Here is an 18196-nt window from a genome sequence, read left to right as displayed (position 1 = left end):
CCGCCAACGCGAGGTGTCAGCTCGGCCCAGGCCCGAACCCGGCGAGCAGGTCCTCCGCAGGCGGAACGGCGAGGCCTCCCAGGTCGCCGGTCCAGCTCGTCTGCCGAGCATCCCCCTTCGCACGCCCCCTTGTCCCGACCGCCGGCACCCTCCGGCGGTTGGGGTCATGCAGGGATTCGGTCCGTCACCGAAGGGCGTCGAGGTCCATCAGGTTGCGGTCGGGGTCGGCCGGGTCGTAGAGCACCCGGACGTGGGTGCGGCCGAGCAGGCCGGGCCCCGGGTCCTCACGGAGGTGCTCGCTGGTGGCGACGTGGGTGCGGCCGGTACCGCCGTCGTGCCACGTGGCGTGCACGACGTAGGGGTGGCGCCCGTTGATCCGCATGCTGAAGTCGACGCCCACGTCGGCGATCTCCGCCCAGACCTCGCGGCCCTTCTCCAACAGCCACTTGCGCTGCCGCTGGACCTTCCGGCCCTTGACGAAGAGGACGGTGCCGAGCGGGGCGAAGACGATCCCGATGCCGCCGAGGATGATCGGCGCGAGGTACGCCGACCAGAAGGACGCGATCTGCGCCTCCGACGGATCGGACGGGTCGTAGGCCACGGGAACGGTGTCGCCCTCGTCGTACGACGGCGGGTTCGTGCCGCCGGAGCTCTCGAACGAGTACCGGCGCCCGTCCACGGTGTACTCGACGGTCGGGTACCACGCGGTGCTGCGGCGGCCGCTGTTGCTCGTGGACGTCCGTTCGGTCAGCGCCGCCACGGTGCCCTCGGTCCGCTCGGCCGACGCCTGGAAGGTCGCCGTGGAGACGGCGAGCGCGGTCCCGATGCCGAGCAGCAGCACCCCGATGGATCCGAAGATGCCCCCGACGATCGTGAAGAGCCGTCCCCTGGTCATGGCACGGGATCATGCAGCAGACTCGCCCGATGCCGCGCGTGCGGACGGGGGAATCGGTGGTGGCCCGCGTGGTGCGGGTGCTGGAGGCGTTCACCACCGACGAGCAGGCGCTCTCGGTCACCGAGATCGCCCGGCGCTCCGCGCTGCCCGTCGCCACGGCCTCGCGGCTCGTCGCCGAGCTCGCCGCGCACGGCCTGCTGGTGCGCAGCGGCGGGGCGGTCCGCGTCGGCGTGCGGATGTGGGAGCTGGCGCAGCGGGCCTCCCCCACCCTGTCGCTGCGGGAGGCGGCGATGCCGTTCCTCGAGGACCTGCACGCCGTGATCGGCCAACACGTGCAACTGGGGGTCCTCGACGGCGACGAGGTGCTGTTCGTCGAGCGGATGTCGGCCCCGAACGCGGTGGTCAACTACACGCGAATCGCCGGGCGGCTGTCGCTGCACGCCTCCTCCTCCGGGCTCGTGCTGCTCGCGCACGCCCCCGTCGATCAGCAGGAACGCGTGCTCGCCTCGCCGCTGCAGCGCCTCACCCCGCACACCCCCACCCGGCCGCAGCAGGTGCGCGCCACGCTCGCCGACATCCGCAGGCAGGGCTACGCCCTGTGCCCGGGGTTCATCCACGTCGACGCCACCGGGGTGGCGGTGCCCGTGCGGGACGGCTCCGGCGCCGTGGTCGCGGCGATCGGCGCTGTGGTGCCCAACGACGGCAACGCCTACGTCCACGTCCCTGCCCTGCTGGCGGCGGCTCGGGGGATCGGGCGCGGGCTCGTCTCTCATTGATTGAGAACGCCGTATCGCCCCGTTCCGGTGCCCACGGATCCTGCCGGTGTGAACGATGCTGTCGCGGCCGACGTCGTCTCGCTCGAGGTCGTCTCCAAGGAGGTCGCGGCCGACGGCGTCGTCGCGCTGACGCTCGCCCGCCCGGACCGGCGCCGGCTGCCGGACTGGACGCCGGGCGCGCACATCGACCTCGTCCTCCCGGACGGGTGCACCCGCCAGTACTCGCTCTGCGGCGACCGGTTCGACGCCCACACCTACCGCGTCGGCGTCCTGCGCGAACCCGCCGGCCGCGGCGGTTCGGCGTACGTGCACGACGTGCTCGCGCCCGGGGACGTGGTCGGCGTCGGAGGGCCGCGCAACAACTTCCCGCTCGTCCCGTCGGCGTCCTACCTGTTCGTGGCAGGCGGGATCGGCATCACCCCGCTCCTGCCGATGATCCACCAGGCCGAGCTCCTCGGCGCCGACTGGCGGCTGCTCCACGGCGGGCGCACCCGCGCGTCGATGGCGTTCCGCGACGAGCTCGCCGCCCACCCCGACCGCGTGCGGCTCGTCCCGCAGGACGAGCACGGCCTGCTCGACCTCGCGGCCTTCCTCGGCACGCCGCGCGAGGGCGTCAAGGTGTACTGCTGCGGCCCGGAACCCCTGCTCGCCGCGGCGGAGCGGGCCTGCGCCGACTGGCCGCCGCACACGCTGCACCTGGAGCGGTTCGTCGCGCAGGAGCAGGCCGCACCGGCCCGGTCCGGACCGTTCGCGGTGGAGCTGGCCCGCGCAGGCGTGGTCGTCGACGTGCCGCCGGGCGTCTCGGTGCTGGACGCCGTGCGCGCCGCGGGCGTCGACGTGCTGTCGTCCTGCGCGCAGGGGATCTGCGGCACCTGCGAGACCACTGTGCTGGCCGGCCGCCCCGACCACCGCGATTCGCTCCTCTCCGACCACGAGCGCGCCGCGAACGACTGCATGTTCCCGTGCGTGTCGCGCTCCTGCGACGACCGGCTCGTGCTCGACCTCTAGGAGGCTCCGTGACCACCGCCCCCGCGACCGCCCCGCCCGGGGTGCCCGCCGTCGACGCCGACCCGTTCTCACCCGACGTCCTCGAGGACCCGCTCCCCCTGCACACGCGGCTGCGCGAGGCCGGGCCGGTCGCGTACCTCACGCGGTACGACGTCTACGCGTTCGCCCGCTACGAGCAGGTGCACGCGGCCCTGACCAACTGGCAGGGGTTCGAGTCCGGGGCCGGGGTGGGCCTGTCGAACTTCCGTCACGAGAAGCCCTGGCGCCCGCCGAGCCTGCTGCTCGAGGCCGACCCGCCGCGGCACGACGCACCGCGGCGGGTGCTGTCGACGATCCTGGGCGCGCGGGCGCTGCGCAGGCTGCGCGAACAGTGGGCTGCTGCGGCAGACGACCTGGTGGAGCAAGTCCTCACCGGCGCGGACACCGAGCTCGACGTCGTCCCCGCGCTCGCCGAGGCGTTCCCGTTGCGCGTGTTCCCGGACGCCGTCGGCCTGCCCCCCGAAGGCAGGGAGAACCTGCTGCCCTACGGCGACCACGCGTTCAACGCGTTCGGTCCGAGCAACGACCTCGTCGCCAAGGGCGCGCCCCGGGTGGCGGAGCTGTCGGCGTGGGTGAACGCCCGGTGCGCGCGCGAGGAGCTCGCCCCCGACGGGTTCGGCGCCCGGATCTGGGAGGCGGCCGACCGCGGCGAGATCACCTACGAGCAGGCGCCGCTCGTGGTCCGCTCCCTGCTCACCGCAGGCGTCGACACCACCGTCCACGGGCTGGGCGCCGTGCTGCACGCGTTCGCCACGCACCCGCAGCAGTGGGATCGGCTGCGGGCAGACCCCCGGCTCGCGCGGGTGGCGTTCGACGAGGCCGTGCGCTGGGAGTCGCCGGTGCAGACGTTCTTCCGCACGGCCACCACGGACGTCACCGTCGCCGACGGCGTCGTCGTGCCGGAAGGGCGCAAGATCCTCATGTTCCTGGCAGCGGCGAACCGCGACCCCCGCCGCTGGACGGACCCGGACGCCTTCGACCTGGCCCGCGACCCGTCCGGGCACGTCGGGTTCGGCATGGGGATCCACCAGTGCGTCGGCCAGCACGTGGCCCGGCTCGAGGCGGAGGTGCTGCTCACCGCCCTCTCCCGGCGGGTCACCCGGATCGAACCCGCCGGACCGGCCCGGCGTCACCACAACAACACCCTGCGGGCGTGGGCGTCGCTCCCGTTGCGACTGTGGGCCTGATTCCTGCCGGCTCAGAGCTCCGCTCCCGCTGTGAACCCGCCGTCGACGTTCAGCACCTGACCGGTGATGAACCCCGCTTCCGCCGAGGCGAGGAAGGTGATCGCGGCCGCGATCTCGGACTGATCGGCGTAGCGCTTGATCACCATCAGCCGGTGCCAGGCGGCCCGGGTCTGCGGGGAGTGCGAGCGCACGAGCGGCGTCTCGACCGGGCCGGGGGCCACCGCGTTGACGGTGATGCCGCGGTGGCCCACCTCGACAGCGGCGGCCCTGGTCAGCTGCACCACGCCGCCCTTCGTCGCCCCGTAGGCGCCGCGGAGGCTGATCCCGCGCACGCCCGCGCTGGACGCGAGGTTGACGATGCGCCCGTCGCGGTGGTCCGCCATCGCCCGCAGCGCCGCGCGCATCATGTGGAAGCAGCCGCTCAGGTTGGTCTCGACCATGCGCTGCCAGTCCGCGTCGGTGGTCGTGGCCAGCTCGGTGAGCACCGCGACCCCGGCGTTGTTGACCAGGACGTCGAGCGACCCGAACGCCGTCACGGCCGCGTCCACGAGCCGCTCGCAGTCGGCCGGCCGGGAGACGTCGGCACCGACGGCCACCGCCTTCGCTCCCCGCTCCTCGACCGCCGCGACCATCGGCTCGAGCGCGTCCACCGCGAGATCGGCCAGCACGAGCCGGGCGCCCGCGCCGGCGAACCGCAGCGCCGTGGCGGAGCCGATCCCGCCGGCCGCACCGGTGACGATCACGGTGCGGGCGGCGAACCCCGCGGTGTCCCTCATCGCCTGGGCCATCACGTGAGGGTCGTCCCGCGGGTCTCGGGCAGCCGCCGGATGACGAAGAAGGCCAGGACGGCACCGGCGGTGACGTACCAGAAGAAGATGTCGGTGGCCCCGGCTGCCGCGAACACGCTCATCAGGAGGGGCGCGGTACCGCCGAACAGGGCGACGGTCATGTTGTACCAGGCCCCGACGCCCAGCCCGCGCAGCTCGGTCGGGAACAGCTCGCTCACCACCGCGGGCAGGATCGACGTGACGAAGCTGTAGATCGCGAGCCCGCTCACGAAGGCGATGAGCAGGGAGCCGAACCCCGGCCGCACCAGTGTGGACAACGGCACGGTGACCAGCGCGGTCGCCGCCGCCGACCCGAGCAGGACGGGCTTGCGCCCGATGCGGTCCGACAGCGCCGCGGTCGGGTACTGCAGGGCGACGAACACGGCCGTGGCGATCGACAGGGCCAGGAACACGTCCTCGGGCGCCGCACCGCGCGTCCTGGTGGCGAACGGCGTCAACGCGGCGAAGTAGGTGTAGTAGACCAGCGTCGACAGCATCGTCACGGCGAACACCTGCAGCACCGCTCCGGGGTGGCGGCGCAACGTGGTCAGCAGCGGACGCCGCACGCGCGGGGCCACGTCCTTCTTCTGCTCGAAGACCTCGGTCTCGGCGAGGCTGCGCCGCAACCAGATGCCGATCATCCCGAGCACCCCGCCCACGACGAACGGGACCCGCCAGCCCCATGCCGACATCACCTCGGCGGGGAGCGCGCGGGACAGGAAGTACGCGGTCAGCGACGCCAGCAGCACCGCCGACGCGGTGGAGCTCTGGAAGAAGGAGGCGTAGCGCCCGCGGTAGTCGGGCGGGGCCATCTCGCTGAGGTAGGTGGAGGCGTTCGAGACCTCCCCGCCCACCGCGAGCCCTTGGGCGATGCGCGCGAGCAGCAGCAGGACGGGGGCGAACCAGCCGATCTGCTCGTAGGTGGGCAGCAGCCCGATCCCGGCCGACCCGGCCGCCATCAGAACGATCGTCAGCAGCAGCGCCGGGCGGCGGCCCCTGACGTCGGAGAAGCGACCGATGATGACGCCGCCCACCGGGCGGAAGAAGAACGCCAGCGCGTACGCGGCGAACGTGTTGATGAACGCCAGTTCCTCGTGCCCGGGCGGGAAGAACTGCCCGGCGAAGTAGATGCTGAACAACCCGAAGACCGTCCAGTCGTACCATTCGAGCGCATTTCCGACGCTCGCCGCGAACAATCGTCGCATCGGCAGCCGGTGCTTCTGTGAAGTTTGGGCACTCGTCGTCTCTGCCACCTTGCACCTCCGAATAGCGCCGACGTCACCGGCACGGCACGAGCCGGGTGACGTTTGTCGAGAACCTGAAAGCCCGGGAACGAACGACGCGGGAATGCGCGTTACGCCCCGGCCGCCGGTACTGCCTCCGCCACGGCGTCCGAGATCGCCAGAAGGAGCGCGCAGAGCTGCGACCGCGACATCGCGCCCGACGGCGCCGCGTCCGGAAGGTCGGCAACGGCGCCGAGGACCCGCGCGACCTGCCTCAACAGCTGCACCGCCTCCGTGGCGGTGGGCTGCCCGGAGGCCCGCTGCGGGAGCAGCCGCGGGCCGGGGTACAGCCGCAGGAGGTCCGGAACCGGTTGTTCGGCGCCGAGCCGCCGCAGGCCGAACAGGTCGACCCCGGCCCGCGTCGAGAAGTCGTAGAGCGACTCGAGCCAGCGGAACGCCGGATCGCGGCGGCGGACGTGCTCGAAGTGCTCGCCGGTCACGCTGACCGGCAGCCCGAGGCAGCGCACGGTGAACTCGGCCAGCTCCGCCCAGGTCACCGGCTGGTCGGGGAGGAACAGCCAGTCGTCCACCCGGGGGACGACACCGTGCAGCGCGGCCCACTGGACGGCCTCGAAGTGCTCGTGGTCGTAGCCGACGTCGCCGAAGTACGTCAGCTGCACCCGGCTCCTCAGCAGCTCGCGCTGGACCCGGCCGAGCGGCACCTCGACGGGCAGCACCCCCAGCGCGGTCGCGAGGGCCGCCGCCACGCCGGCCGCCGTCCCCAGGTGGATCCTGGTCGACTCCACGCGCACGGCCCCGGCCGCCAGGTGCGTGGCGCTGACGGGGCCACAGACCACCACGTTGTCCACATCGCGCGGCAGCAGGCAGCCGTAGGGCACCTGGTAGGGCGCCTGCGCCGTCCGGTTGAACAGCCACCCCTCCGGGAAGGTGCGCCCGGGCTCGATCCCGTCGCGGCAGGCGCGTGACTCGAGCGGCCAGTCACCGATCGCGACGGAGTCGGGCCGCAGCGGGGGGCGGTGGTCGTCGCCCGTGATGTAGGGCGAGACGTCCGACTCGGTCATCCGGTCGCGCCCGACGAGGCGACGCCCTTCGCGCACGTAGACGCGGTACGGGATGCCGCCGTTGTCGGCGAAGTCGTCGGTGAGCCCCAGCTGCGGGCACCCTCCGTCGGTCTGCACGAAGTGCAGGAATGCGAGCGCGTGGTCGACGAACAGCTGCCGGTACCGCCCGCGCTCGCGTGGATGCGCCAGCACGTAGTCGCGGGCGGGGCCCGACAGCTCGTTGCCACCCACCGGCCGGTTCAGCAGGACCCGGTTCCCGACCACCACGTAGATCCCGGCGAACCAGATCGGCTCGCCGCCCGGCCCCCTCCCCTGCGGTTTCCAGGAGAACCGGGCCGGGTCGTACCCCGGCGGGGCCGGCACGCGGTGGGCCGCGTCCGGTGCCGGGTCGTCGTACCAGCGGCAGTGCAGCCGGGCGGCGAAAGCCATGATCGTGTCGTCGGCGGCCCCGGTGCTCCCGGGCAGCACCGAGTGCGCGAGGACGCCGTCCGGCCCCGGGTCGCGGTCGGACGTGTAGAGGATGCCCGCGTGCGGTTCGGCGGCGCTGCGTGCCTCGCGCCCGATGTCGTACGGGATCGACGCCCACTCCAGCAGGTCGCCCTCGTAACTCGCGTCGACGACGATCCGGGCGCGCACGACGTGGACCACGGTGTCGTCCGGGTCGACGTCGCCGCTCGGGTTCGCGGCACGCTGCCACCGGATCTCGGTGACGAGCCTGCCCTCGCGGGTGGCCCCGACCGGCACCGCCCCGGTGATCACCGAGAGGTTCCGGGTGCCCCCGGTCAGGGTGGCCCAGGCCGTGGCGTTGACGTGGCTCTCCCACACCTGGTCCGCGCGCCTGGCGAACAACGGATCGTCGACGCCGGCATCCGCGTAGTGCTTCCGGATGATGTCCTGGATCTCGAGGGCGACCCCGCCGAGCGTTCTGGGGTCAGAGGCGTCGAAGGCGAACACGCCGTTGGCATTGTGCCCGCCGAGCGTCGCGGTGGACTCCAGGACGAGCACCCGGGCTCCGGCGCGGGCCGCGGTCACGGCCGCGGCGCAGCCCCCGGGGTTGCCCCCGAGCACGACGACGTCGTACTCGACCGGGTCGCGGTGCTCGCTCATCGCGGGCTCGCCGGGCTCGGCCCGTCGACCGGCGGCAGGTCCAGGCGGGCGACCCGGCCGGCCAGGTCGGGGCGGGCCGGCGGGTACCGGTCGATCACCGATGCCTCGTGCCCCGGCACGAGCAGGTCGGGATCGGGGGCGAGCCGGTTGAGGGCGTCGTAGTCCTCGAACGTGCGGCGCAGGTCGGAGAAGAGCGGGTACGGGCGCCGCTCCCGCGCGTTGGCGGCGATGTGGCTCGCATCCCCCGCGAGGAGCAGCCACCCCCGCGCCGTCCAGATCTGCACGGCCATGCTGCCCGGGGTGTGTCCGCCCATCTGGTGCAACTCGATGCCGGGCCGCAGCGTGGTGCTGCCGGTGAGCAGGTGCAGTCGTCCCTCGGCCGCGGCGGCCTGCGCGGCCGCCACGTGCTCGGTCGCGTAGGCGAAGGCGAGCGCCGGTTCTCCGACGTGCCATGCGGCGGCGGGCAACTCCGCCTCGTGCACGTGGATGGTTGCCGCGGGGAAGGCATCGAGGTTCCCGGCGTGGTCGTAGTGGAAGTGGGTGAGCACGACATCCTCGACGGACCCCGGCTCGACCCCGAGGTCACGGACCACCTCGACCGGGTCGCACAGGAAGGTCCGGCCGAGCCGCTCGCCCAGCTCGGGCGAGTAGCCGGTGTCGATCACGATCGTCTCCTGCCCGCTGCGCGCGACCCACATCGAGTAGTCCATGTCGATCGGGTCGTCGGCCGTGGCCGGTGGGCACAGCAGCAGGGCGTCCCGGCGACGGCGGTGCAGCCGGCTGAATCGGATCGCGTAGACCTCCCACGGCTGCGCGGGGAGCGAGGGGGGTTCGGACATCGCCGTTACACCCTGATCACGAAGGGGTCGGGGATGTCGGTGCCGAGCTCGCACCAGACGCTCTTCGTCTGCAGGTACTGGTGGATGGCCTCCAGCCCGTTGTTGCGGCCGGTCCCGCTGTCCTTGTAGCCGCCGAACGGCGAGTTGTACGCCAGCGCCCGGTAGGTGTTGATCCACACGGTGCCCGCCTGGAGGGCCCTTGCCATCGTGTGGGCCCGGCGGACGTCCCGGGTCCACACGCCGGCCGCGAGGCCGAAGTCGCTGTCGTTGGCGAGGGCGACGACCTCGGCGTCGTCGCGGAACGGGGTGACCGCGAGCACCGGGCCGAAGACCTCCTCACGCATGATCGTGTGCGCCGCGGCCGCCCGGTGCAGGATCGTCGGGGCGTAGAAGAACCCGTCGGGGTGGTCCGGCACCGTGACGCGGGCTCCGCCGTGGAGCACCTCCGCGCCCTCGGCGACGGCCTTCTCCACCAGCGCCTCGTCCTTCGCCAGCTGCGCGCTCGTGGCGACCGGGCCCATCTGCGTGCGCTCGAGCAGCGGGTCGCCGAGCTCGATGGAGCCCGCGCGGTCGACGATCCGGCCGACCAGCTCGTCGTAGACCGACTCGTGGACGTAGGCCCGCGAGCCGGCCACGCAGGTCTGCCCCGCGGCCGCGAAGATCCCGGTGAGCAGGCCGTTCTCGGCGAGGTCGAGGTCAGCGTCGGCGAACACGATGTTGGGGCTCTTGCCGCCCAGTTCGAGCGTGGAGGTGATGAGCCGCCCGCCGGCCCGGGCGCCGATCGCCCGGCCGGCCGGCACGCTCCCGATGAAGGAGACCTTCCGCACCTGCGGGTGGTCGATGAGCGCCTCTCCGCACTCCCGCAGGCCGGTCATGACGTTGACCACCCCCTCCGGCAGCCCGGCGGCCAGTGCCAGGGTCGCGAGCTCGACCGCCGACGCGGAGGTGATCTCGGACGGCTTGATCACCACGGTGTTGCCCGCCGCGAGTGCAGGGGCGGCGGCCATGACCGTCATGAAGGTCGGGGAGTTCCACGGCAGGACCACGGCCACGACCCCGAGCGGCTCGCGCAGGGTGTAGTTGAGCACGCTGCTGCGTGCGAGCGGCACGACGCTGCCCTCGACCTTGTCGGCCAGGCCGCCGTAGTAGTGCAGCCAGTCCTCCGAGACGATCGCCTGGGTGCGCATCTCGGCGAGGACCTTGCCGTTCTGGATGCTCTCCAGCCGCCCGACGAACTCGGCGTTCTCCGCGATGAGCGCGCCCCACCGCGAGAGCAACCGTCCCCGCTGGGTCGGCGACATGGCGGCCCACGGCCCGTGGAAGGCCCGGTCGGCCGCCCGCACGGCGGCGTCGACATCGGCGGGGCCGGAGAGGGCGAACGTCCCCCACTCGCGGCCGGTGGTCGGGTTCGTCGAGGTGAAGGTCTGCCCGTCGGCGGCCGGGGTCTCCTTGCCGTCGATCAGGTTGGGGTACTCGCGCGGCGCCCCGTCGTGCGTGACGATCATGCTGCCCACTCCCTCTTCGCCTCGACGTCGAGCGCCGGATGGCGCTGCCGGAACCGCCACCCGCCGTCGTCCTCCTTGACGATCTCGTCGTGGTAGACGTAGTGGGCGGTGATCACCGGGGCCGGGCCGCTGACGTCGACGGTCATGCCGTAGCAGGTGCCCTCGACGTAGCCGTCCTTCTCCTCGAACACGTAGTTGGTGGTCCAGATCCGGGCCTGCGGGTACTCGTCGGGCCGGGTGTCGGCGAACGCGCGGATCTCGTCGTGCCCGCGGTAGGGCGTGCCTGCGGTCGGTCCCACCGAGGGGACGAACTCGCCGTCGCGCGTCCAGCACGTCACCCACGCGGCGCCGTCCATCGCGTCGACCGCGTGGGAGTAGCGGGCGTAGAGCTCCTGGATCTCCAACCTGTCCTGCACTGACAGCGGCATGGCGCAACTCCTTGAGGTTTTCGATTCTGGGCTGGTCACATGGCGGTGTCGGTCGGCCCGGCCGCGTGGATGCGCTTCAGCAGGGGGATGACGGCGAGAATCGTGATCACGACGTAGGCGATGCCGAGTCCGATCACCGCCCAGATGTTCCCGGTGGTGGCGAACAGGAACTGGCAGAAGAACGGCGCGGTTCCGGAGAAGAGCGTCGAGCACAGCTGGTAGCACAGCGAGATGCCGGTGTAGCGGATCTCGGTGGGGAACGCGGACGAGAGCACTCCGGCCAGCACCGCGTAGTACATGGCGTGCGGCAGGGTCGCGAGCGCCATTCCCAGCGCAGCCAGCCAGAACGAGCCGGTCTGGAGCAGCAGGAACATCGCCGGGAAGAGGACCAGCTCGGGCACGAGCATCCAGTAGACGGCGGTGCGCAGCCTCACCCGGCTGCCGAGGACCGCGCCGAACGGCTGGCCGACCACCTGCACGAACAGCGCGATCGTGAGCATCGTCAGGAAGGTCGATCGGTCGAACAGGTCCACCCCGTCGCTGGTGACCCACGACAGCGCGAACGTGCTCTTGATGTAGCTCAAGGCCACCGCGGCGACCCCGGCGCAGACGCCCAGCGTGATCAGCGTCGGGTAGCGGGTCAGAGCGACCTTGGCCGGTAGTCCCGTCGCCCTGTTCTGCTCGAGGACCTTCGCCATCTCCGGCGTCTCGGCGAGGCGGAGGCGGATGAAGAGCCCGACGATCATCAACGCCGCGGAGGCAATGAACGGAACCCTCCAGCCCCAGGAGACGAAGTCCTCGTCCGGCAGCTGGGCGACAGCGAGGAAGGCCAGGGTGGCCAGCAGGTTCCCGGTCGGCGAGCCCTGTTGCGCGAACGCCCCGTAGATCAGGCGCTTCCCGGGCGGGGCGTACTCGGTGGCGATGAGGACCGCGCCGCCCCATTCGCCGCCGACCGCGACGCCCTGGATCATGCGCAGCACCACCAGCAGGATCGGCGCGGCGGCGCCGATCTGGGCGTAGCCGGGGAGCAGGCCGATCAGGACGGTGGCACCGCCCATCATCATGAGGGTGACGATCAGGGCGGACTTGCGGCCGTACCGGTCACCGAAGTGCCCGAAGACCAGCCCGCCGAGGGGCCGTGCGAGGAAGCCGACCCAGAAGGTCCCGAAGGCCGCCAGCGTGCCGATGGCCGGTGGCGCCCCGGAGAAGAAGACCTCGCCGAAGACGAGGGCGGACGCCGACCCGAAGATGAAGAAGTCGAACCATTCGAGTGTGGTGCCCGCGAAGGCACCGACTCCCGCACGCCGCGCCTGCCGTCTCGTCGATTCCTTGCTGGATGATTCGACCGTGTCCTCGATCACAGCTGCTCCTCTCTGAGCAGTAGGTCATTTCCAGAGGGGGCAGGCCGACTCGCCCTTCGTGGGCCATGCCGCCTCGCCCTCGACCGTTTCCACGAGGCGGTAGTAGTCCCACGGCTCGGCGGACTCCCCCGGCTCCTTGACCTGGAGCAGGTACATGTCGTGGACCATGTGGCCGTCGCCGCGGATGTACCCGTTCTTCGTGTAGACGTCGTTGATGCGCGTGTTCCTCAGCCGCGCGAGCACCGCATCGGCATCGTCGCTCCCGGCACCCTCGACCGCGTTCAGGTACTGCAGCGCCGCCGAGTAGTCGGCCGCCTGCAACGACGTCGGCATCCGCCCGAACTCCGCGAAGAACCGCTCGCTCCACGCGCGTGTCTCCGCATCACGGGTCCAGAACCAGCCGGCCGGGACGTACATCCCTTGCGCGTGTTCGAGGCCGATCTCGTCCAGTTCCGTGATGAACAGGTGCATCCCGACGACCGCCACGCTGTCGCGCAGCCCGAGCGTGTTCACCGCGGTGAGGGCCCGGGCCAGATCGTCGTGCCCGCTCGCCAGCCCGATGACCTCAGCTCCGCTCGCGTGGGCCTGCTGGACGAGGGGCGTCAGGTCCGGGGCCCCACGGGGGTGGTGGGCCGCGCCCGCGACGGTGCGGCCCGCGGACGTCACGTACCGCGCGGCGGCGTCGTGCATCTGCCGGCCGAAGGCGTAGTCCGCAGTGAGGAAGTACCAGGAGGCGTCGTCGCCACCGGCGCGGCCGGCGATCCTCCCCCACGCGGTGGTGCTGTAGGCGTAGTGCACGGTGTATGGGGAGCACTGCTCGCCGGTGTGCGAGGAGTCGCCGGCACCGACCGCGACGAAGGGCTTGCGCCGTTCGCGGGCGACGGCCGCCATGGCCAGGCTGCTCCCGGAGTTGACGCCTCCGATGAGGACGTCGACACCCTGGCGGTCGAAGAACTCGGTGGCCTCGGCGGCCGCGACGTCGGCCTTGTTCCGGTGATCGGCGACGATCACCTCGACCGGCGCACCGCCCACGGCGCCGCCCTTCTCGGCGACGGCCTTCCGGACCATCTCCGCACCGGCCGGGCCGTCGATCCCGACGTACGGGCCGGACATGTCGGTGATGAAGCCGATGCGCACCACGTCGCCCGAGATCCCGGGGGCGTTCCCGGCCGCGACCGACGAGGCACACCCCGTCAACGCCACCGCGGTGGCAGCGAGAAGGGCGGTTGCGACCCGAGCGTGGCCGGCGCTCACCACCGGGCCTCCTGCACCGCGCGCGCGTACTCCTCGTCGGAGACCTCAGCGAACCACTCGGCCGTGGTGCCGAACGAGTACGCCCGCTGGACCCAGAAGCTCTCGGGCCCGGCGCCGTGCCAGTGCAGCTCCCCCGGCGCGGTCCACACGCTCTGCCCGGCCTCGACCGGCCCGCCGTAGCCGTCGGCGCGGACGACCCAGCCCCGCCCGTGGCTCACGACGATGAGCTGCCCGCCGCCGTGCCGGTGCCAGTACGTCCGTGCGCCCGGCGTGAAGACGACGTCGTTGACGAACGGTTCCTCCCCCGGCGTCGAGGCCGGGTCGGCGAACACGGCGCCGGTGAGTGTGTCGGTGCGCGGGACGGTGGGACGACCGGAACGGGCACGGATCATGTGCATGGCGATCCTCCAGAACTGGATCGGGATGGATGGGGAGCGGAGAGCGGGGCGGTCAGTCCGCCCGGACGAGGGTGTCGCCGGCGAGCAGCTCGCTGAAGCGCGCCATCTCGGTGTGGTCGTGGCCGGGGCCGGTCACTCGCGCCGCTGCCGTCCACAGCTCCGCGCACAGCGCCGAGAACGGCGCCGACGTGGACGTGTCGCGCGCGATCCCCATCGCGATGGCGAGATCCTTGACCATGAGATCGAGGCCGAAGCCGGAGTCGTAGGTGCCGGAGAGGACGAACTGGCGGAACTTCCGGCGCGTCGAGTTGGTCATGCCGGTGGAGGAGTCGAGCACCTCGACGACCGTCTCGGGAGCGAGCCCGAAGCGCTTGCCGATCAGCAGCACCTCGAGCCCGATCAGGAAGCCACCCGCGGAGGCCAGGTTGTTGAGTGCCTTCATCGCGTGCGCCGACCCGACGTCCCCGGTGTGGCGCACGCCGGCACCCAGGACGTCCAGCACCGGCCGCACGCGCTCGAGCACGGACTCGGGCCCGCCCACCATGATGGTCAGCTCGCCCGTCCGCGCGCGCGGCACGCCCCCGGAGACCGGCGCGTCGATCATGTCGATCCAGAGCTCCGCGGTTCGCGCCGCCATCGCGACCGTGGCCGACGGAACGCCGGAGCTCATCTCCACGACCACCGAGCGGGCAGGCATGGCCGCGACCGCCCCGTCGGAGCCGAAGAGCACCTCCTCGACGACCGCGCTGTCGGGCAACATCGTGATCAGCAGGTCGCACGCCTCGCCCGCTTCGCGCGGCGTCTTCCCGAGGCGCGCGCCCGTCGCGGCGGCGACGCGCTCGGCCGCCGCGGGGTCCGCGTCCACCACCACGAGCCGGTGCCCGGCGACGGCCAGCCGCTCCGCCATCGGGGCGCCCATGCTGCCGAGCCCGACGAAACCGATGCGCACCGCTCTCACTCCCCCGCACCGTTCGACGGGAGGACGCCCGCTTCCGCGAGCACGCCGTGGGCGGCCTTGAACGCGTCGAGGCCCGCCGGGATGCCGCAGTAGACGGTGGCGTGCAGGAGGATCTCCTTGATCTCCTCCACCGTGACGCCGTTGGTGAGCGCGCCGCGGACGTGCAGCCGGATCTCCGGGATCCGGCCCAGCGCGGTGAGCATGGCGATGTTCAACATGCTGCGAGTGCGGTGGTCGAGACCGTCGCGCGACCACGCGTACCCCCAGCACCACTCGGTCGTGATCCGCTGGAAGGCGCCGAGGAAGTCGTCGGCGCCTGCGACGGAGGAGTCGACGTAGTCCGCTCCGAGCACGCTGCGCCGGATCTCCAGGCCGCGCTCGTAGAGGCCGTCGACCGTCGGGCTCCCGCCCGTGCTGTCCCGCTCTCCCATGCTCTTCCTCCGTCGTCACCTGTTGCCGCTGGTTGACCCTGAGGCCGCGGCAGATTAACTTATTGTCAGGCAATCAGGCAACGAACAATCGTGGAGGTCGCGGATGACCAGCAGTTCGAGCACCGTCGCCGGGCACTGCGATGCCGCCTTCGACCCGGTCGCCGAGGCCTTCGCCGAGAACTTCGCCCGCGGGGACGAGGTCGGGGCCTCCTGCGCCGTGGTGGTCGACGGGCGGCTCGTGGTGGACCTGTGGGGCGGCTCGACCGATCACGGCGGCCCCGCCTGGCAGGCCGACACGATCGTGAACATGATGTCGGTGGCCAAGGGCGTGGCCGCGCTGGTCGTCCACATGCTCGTCGAGCGCGACCTGCTGGACCTGGACCGCCCGGCCGCGGGCTACTGGCCGGAGCTCGCCGCGAACGGCAAGGAGACCGTACTCGTCCGGCACGTCCTCGCCCACACCGCCGGTCTCGAGGTCCTCGACGAGCCGCTGTGGCCGGGGGCGGTCTACGACTGGAACGCCATGATCGGGGCGATCGAGGCGCAGGCCCCGCTGCACGAACCCGGGACCCACCCCGCTTACCACACCGTGACGATGTCGTTCCTCGTCGGCGAGCTGGTCCGGCGCGTCACCGGGAAGACCTACGGCCGGGTGCTGCGCGAGCTCGTCACCGGGCCGCTGGACCTCGACTATCACGTCGGGCTCTCGCTCCCCCACCACCACCGGTGCGCGCGCTTCCTGCGCTGGGCGGGCTACAACGAGCCGGGCAAGGACGCGGACGGGCCCAGCGAGCTGCTGGTGCGCGCGTGGGCGCAGTTCGACCCGGCCCGGGACGACGGGTACAACAGCGAGCAGTTCCGGCTCGCGGAGATCCCCGGGGTCAACGGGCACGGCAACGCCCGTGCCGTCGCCCGCCTCTACGGCGAGCTGGCCCGTCCGGACCAGAAGCTGATCGCAGGCGAGCGACTGGACGTCGCCACCACCGCGCAGTGGGCCGAGCGGGAGCCCGTGCTCGGCCACGACTACCGGATGGGGCTCGGGTTCACCCTCAACAGCCCGGACGCCTACATGGGGCCGAGCCCGAACGCCTTCGGCCACGTCGGCGCCGGCGGCTCCACGGGCCTCGCCGATCCCGACGCACGGATCGGCTTCTCATACGGGATGAACCAGATGCACCCGCACCGCGACAACGGACCGCGCGCCCGCCGCCTGCTCGACGCCCTCTACTCCTGCCTGTGACGGGGAATCTGACCTCACGACCGGACGCCGACAGGGAGAATGGCGACATGGACGACTCCCTGCGCGTGAAAGCCACTCCCAGCCTGCGCGAGCGCGTGGTCGAGAGCTTGCGCGACGCCATCGCCGATGGACGGCTCGCGCCGGGTGAACGGCTCGTCGAGAGGGAGCTGGTCGAGCGCCTCGGCGTCTCGCGTCCCTCCGTCCGCGAGGCACTGAGCCAGCTCGAGAACGAGGGACTCGTCACGATCATCCCGAACAAGGGACCTCTCGTCACCGTCGTCGGGATCGAGGACGCCGAGGACATCTACCAGGTCCGCACCATGCTCGAGGGTCTTGCGGCGCGCCTGTTCGTGCGCCGCGCGACCGATGCGCAACTGCGGGAGCTCAAGAGGACGGTCAAGGAGCTGGAGAAGATCTACGCGAAGTTCGAGGCGCGCCCCTTCCTCGAGGCGAAGAACGAGTTCTACCGCGTGCTGCTCGAGGGTGCGGGCAACAAGCAGGTCACCGCCATGCTGCGCACCGTCCACACGAAGGCCTCCCAGCTGCGCGCCACGTCGCTGTCGAACCCCGAGCGCGCGCAGGCCTCCATCCAGGAGATCCGCGACCTCGTCAAGGCGCTCGAGGCCCGCGACGAGGACGCCGCGTGGGTCGCGTGCACGACGCACATCGAGAACGCCGCGGTCGCCGCGCTGGCCGTCCTGCGGGAGCAGAACTCGGAAGCGGCGCCATGACGGACCGCCCATGAGCGCGACGTACGAGGTGTACGCCCTGCGCTACGCCACGCTGCCGGACCGGTCCCGGCGCGAGAACTTCCTGCACTCGCAGGGCGCCGACGACGAGCCGATGCCACTGGACTACTACGTGTGGCTGGTCCGCGGCGGCGGACGGACGATCGTGGTCGACACGGGCTGCACGCCGCAGGTCGCCGCCGCCCGCGGGCGCACGTTCCTGCACACGGTGCCGGACCTGCTGGCCGAGGTGGGCGTCACCGCCGCGGACGTCGCCGACGTCGTGCTCACCCACCTGCACTACGACCACGCGGGCGGCACGGGCTGGTTCCCCGGCGCGACGTTCCACGTCCAGCGCTCGGAGCAGTCGTACGCGACCGGGCCGCCGATGGCGCATCCCCTGCTCGCGCAGCCGTTCGAGCCCGCCGACGTGAGCGAGGTCGTCCGGCTCGTGCACGCCGGACGGGTGCGCCTCCACGACGGCCGCGCCGATCTCGCGGACGGCGTCGAGCTGCACCGGATCGGCGGCCACACCGGCGGTCTGCAGGTGGTGCGCGTGCGGACGGACGCCGGCTGGCTGGTGCTGGCGAGCGACGCGCTGCACTTCACCGAGAACCGCACCACCGGCAACCCGTTCCCCCTCGTGGTGGATGTGGCCGAGATGCTCGAGGGGTTCCGCACCTGCGAGCGCCTCGCCACCCGCGACGAGCTGGTCGTACCGGGGCACGACCCGGCGGTGCGCCATGGCGCGCAGGGCACGAACCCGGACGTGGTGCGGCTCGCCTGAGCAGCCTATGAGGACGAGGTCAAGTCCAGTCTTGGTGTGGTGAGGGCGTGGGGGGTCACCGCGGTGGCGTGTGCCGCCGTGGTTGATCGTGTTTGTGGTGGTCGTTGACGTGGGCGGGGTCCG

At 72.1% G+C, this 18196-nt stretch carries 18 protein-coding genes; 6 read left to right on the top strand and 12 right to left on the bottom strand.

What is annotated here, in order from left to right; all coding sequences use genetic code 11:
* Window positions 1-184 precede the first annotated feature (184 nt).
* Window positions 185-895 carry a DUF3592 domain-containing protein gene (locus tag ACFPL3_RS30665; protein ID WP_343944423.1) on the bottom strand — a complete coding sequence of 237 codons (711 nt, stop codon included), beginning with the start codon at window positions 893-895 and terminating at the stop codon, window positions 185-187.
* Window positions 896-924: 29 nt separating this feature from the next.
* On the opposite strand from ACFPL3_RS30665, the gene ACFPL3_RS30660 reads away from it, so the two are divergent.
* From ACFPL3_RS30660 to ACFPL3_RS30650, 3 genes are read left to right on the top strand one after another with little or no spacing between them, the layout of a single operon-like run.
* Window positions 925-1671 (top strand): IclR family transcriptional regulator, encoded by a 747-nt coding sequence (locus ACFPL3_RS30660; RefSeq protein WP_343944424.1) that lies wholly within the window; start codon window positions 925-927, stop codon window positions 1669-1671.
* 48 nt (window positions 1672-1719) lie between these two features.
* Window positions 1720-2679, top strand: a complete 960-nt coding sequence (locus tag ACFPL3_RS30655; protein ID WP_343944425.1) for a PDR/VanB family oxidoreductase — start codon at window positions 1720-1722, stop codon at window positions 2677-2679.
* 8 nt (window positions 2680-2687) lie between these two features.
* Window positions 2688-3905 (top strand): cytochrome P450, encoded by a 1218-nt coding sequence (locus ACFPL3_RS30650; RefSeq protein WP_343944426.1) that lies wholly within the window; start codon window positions 2688-2690, stop codon window positions 3903-3905.
* A gap of 11 nt (window positions 3906-3916) precedes the next feature.
* On the opposite strand, the gene ACFPL3_RS30645 is transcribed toward ACFPL3_RS30650, so the two are convergent.
* The 11 genes from ACFPL3_RS30645 to ACFPL3_RS30595 all read right to left on the bottom strand — a co-directional run bounded on the left by ACFPL3_RS30645 (window position 3917) and on the right by ACFPL3_RS30595 (window position 15318).
* Window positions 3917-4693 carry an SDR family NAD(P)-dependent oxidoreductase gene (locus ACFPL3_RS30645; protein WP_343944427.1) on the bottom strand — a complete coding sequence of 259 codons (777 nt, stop codon included), beginning with the start codon at window positions 4691-4693 and terminating at the stop codon, window positions 3917-3919.
* Window positions 4693-5937 carry an MFS transporter gene (locus ACFPL3_RS30640; protein WP_343944428.1) on the bottom strand — a complete coding sequence of 415 codons (1245 nt, stop codon included), beginning with the start codon at window positions 5935-5937 and terminating at the stop codon, window positions 4693-4695. The genes ACFPL3_RS30645 and ACFPL3_RS30640 overlap by 1 nt, the downstream gene beginning before the upstream one ends.
* 149 nt (window positions 5938-6086) lie before the next feature.
* Window positions 6087-8144: an FAD-dependent oxidoreductase gene (locus ACFPL3_RS30635; protein WP_343944429.1), complete on the bottom strand. Its 2058-nt coding sequence runs from the start codon at window positions 8142-8144 to the stop codon at window positions 6087-6089.
* A complete protein-coding gene (locus ACFPL3_RS30630) occupies window positions 8141-8983 on the bottom strand; it encodes an N-acyl homoserine lactonase family protein (protein WP_343944430.1) in 843 nt (280 codons plus the stop codon). Before ACFPL3_RS30630 ends, ACFPL3_RS30635 begins: the two co-directional genes overlap by 4 nt.
* A 5-nt stretch (window positions 8984-8988) precedes the next feature.
* A complete protein-coding gene (locus ACFPL3_RS30625; protein ID WP_343944431.1) occupies window positions 8989-10488 on the bottom strand; it encodes an aldehyde dehydrogenase in 1500 nt (499 codons plus the stop codon).
* Window positions 10485-10916 carry a nuclear transport factor 2 family protein gene (locus ACFPL3_RS30620; RefSeq protein ID WP_343944432.1) on the bottom strand — a complete coding sequence of 144 codons (432 nt, stop codon included), beginning with the start codon at window positions 10914-10916 and terminating at the stop codon, window positions 10485-10487. The genes ACFPL3_RS30625 and ACFPL3_RS30620 overlap by 4 nt, the downstream gene beginning before the upstream one ends.
* Window positions 10917-10951: 35 nt before the next feature.
* Window positions 10952-12277, bottom strand: coding sequence for an MFS transporter (locus ACFPL3_RS30615; protein ID WP_343944433.1), 1326 nt, complete (start codon window positions 12275-12277; stop codon window positions 10952-10954).
* 24 nt (window positions 12278-12301) lie between these two features.
* Window positions 12302-13531, bottom strand: coding sequence for an ABC transporter substrate-binding protein (locus ACFPL3_RS30610; RefSeq protein WP_343944434.1), 1230 nt, complete (start codon window positions 13529-13531; stop codon window positions 12302-12304).
* Window positions 13528-13923, bottom strand: a complete 396-nt coding sequence (locus ACFPL3_RS30605; RefSeq protein ID WP_379589793.1) for an AraC family ligand binding domain-containing protein — start codon at window positions 13921-13923, stop codon at window positions 13528-13530. Before ACFPL3_RS30605 ends, ACFPL3_RS30610 begins: the two co-directional genes overlap by 4 nt.
* A 58-nt stretch (window positions 13924-13981) precedes the next feature.
* Complete coding sequence (locus ACFPL3_RS30600) at window positions 13982-14878, bottom strand: NAD(P)-dependent oxidoreductase (RefSeq protein WP_343944436.1); 897 nt, start codon at window positions 14876-14878, stop codon at window positions 13982-13984.
* A gap of 5 nt (window positions 14879-14883) precedes the next feature.
* Entirely contained in the window at window positions 14884-15318 is a 435-nt protein-coding gene (locus ACFPL3_RS30595) for a carboxymuconolactone decarboxylase family protein (RefSeq protein WP_343944437.1), read from the bottom strand.
* 103 nt (window positions 15319-15421) lie between these two features.
* On the opposite strand from ACFPL3_RS30595, the gene ACFPL3_RS30590 reads away from it, so the two are divergent.
* From ACFPL3_RS30590 to ACFPL3_RS30580, 3 genes are read left to right on the top strand one after another with little or no spacing between them, the layout of a single operon-like run.
* Complete coding sequence (locus tag ACFPL3_RS30590; RefSeq protein WP_343944438.1) at window positions 15422-16558, top strand: serine hydrolase domain-containing protein; 1137 nt, start codon at window positions 15422-15424, stop codon at window positions 16556-16558.
* A gap of 47 nt (window positions 16559-16605) precedes the next feature.
* A complete protein-coding gene (locus tag ACFPL3_RS30585; RefSeq protein ID WP_343944439.1) occupies window positions 16606-17289 on the top strand; it encodes a GntR family transcriptional regulator in 684 nt (227 codons plus the stop codon).
* Between the two features lie 10 nt (window positions 17290-17299).
* Window positions 17300-18073, top strand: a complete 774-nt coding sequence (locus tag ACFPL3_RS30580) for an N-acyl homoserine lactonase family protein (RefSeq protein ID WP_343944440.1) — start codon at window positions 17300-17302, stop codon at window positions 18071-18073.
* Window positions 18074-18196: the final 123 nt, after the last annotated feature.

The sequence above is a fragment of the Pseudonocardia zijingensis genome, assembly GCF_042657305.1.
GTDB lineage: Bacteria > Actinomycetota > Actinomycetes > Mycobacteriales > Pseudonocardiaceae > Pseudonocardia > Pseudonocardia zijingensis.
This window is presented reverse-complemented; position numbering and strand designations above follow the sequence as displayed.

What these genes read in the sequence shown, in the direction of transcription:
- ACFPL3_RS30590 (WP_343944438.1), top strand. Translation starts at nt 15,422, where the DNA reads ATGACCAGCAGTTCGAGCACCGTCGCCGGGCACTGCGATGCCGCCTTC.
- ACFPL3_RS30660 (WP_343944424.1), top strand. Translation starts at nt 925, where the DNA reads ATGCCGCGCGTGCGGACGGGGGAATCGGTGGTGGCCCGCGTGGTGCGG.
- ACFPL3_RS30630 (WP_343944430.1), bottom strand. Translation starts at nt 8,983, where the DNA reads ATGTCCGAACCCCCCTCGCTCCCCGCGCAGCCGTGGGAGGTCTACGCG.
- ACFPL3_RS30595 (WP_343944437.1), bottom strand. Translation starts at nt 15,318, where the DNA reads ATGGGAGAGCGGGACAGCACGGGCGGGAGCCCGACGGTCGACGGCCTC.
- ACFPL3_RS30605 (WP_379589793.1), bottom strand. Translation starts at nt 13,923, where the DNA reads ATGATCCGTGCCCGTTCCGGTCGTCCCACCGTCCCGCGCACCGACACA.
- ACFPL3_RS30620 (WP_343944432.1), bottom strand. Translation starts at nt 10,916, where the DNA reads ATGCCGCTGTCAGTGCAGGACAGGTTGGAGATCCAGGAGCTCTACGCC.
- ACFPL3_RS30585 (WP_343944439.1), top strand. Translation starts at nt 16,606, where the DNA reads ATGGACGACTCCCTGCGCGTGAAAGCCACTCCCAGCCTGCGCGAGCGC.
- ACFPL3_RS30580 (WP_343944440.1), top strand. Translation starts at nt 17,300, where the DNA reads ATGAGCGCGACGTACGAGGTGTACGCCCTGCGCTACGCCACGCTGCCG.
- ACFPL3_RS30625 (WP_343944431.1), bottom strand. Translation starts at nt 10,488, where the DNA reads ATGATCGTCACGCACGACGGGGCGCCGCGCGAGTACCCCAACCTGATC.
- ACFPL3_RS30665 (WP_343944423.1), bottom strand. Translation starts at nt 895, where the DNA reads ATGACCAGGGGACGGCTCTTCACGATCGTCGGGGGCATCTTCGGATCC.
- ACFPL3_RS30635 (WP_343944429.1), bottom strand. Translation starts at nt 8,144, where the DNA reads ATGAGCGAGCACCGCGACCCGGTCGAGTACGACGTCGTCGTGCTCGGG.
- ACFPL3_RS30645 (WP_343944427.1), bottom strand. Translation starts at nt 4,693, where the DNA reads ATGGCCCAGGCGATGAGGGACACCGCGGGGTTCGCCGCCCGCACCGTG.
- ACFPL3_RS30640 (WP_343944428.1), bottom strand. Translation starts at nt 5,937, where the DNA reads ATGCGACGATTGTTCGCGGCGAGCGTCGGAAATGCGCTCGAATGGTAC.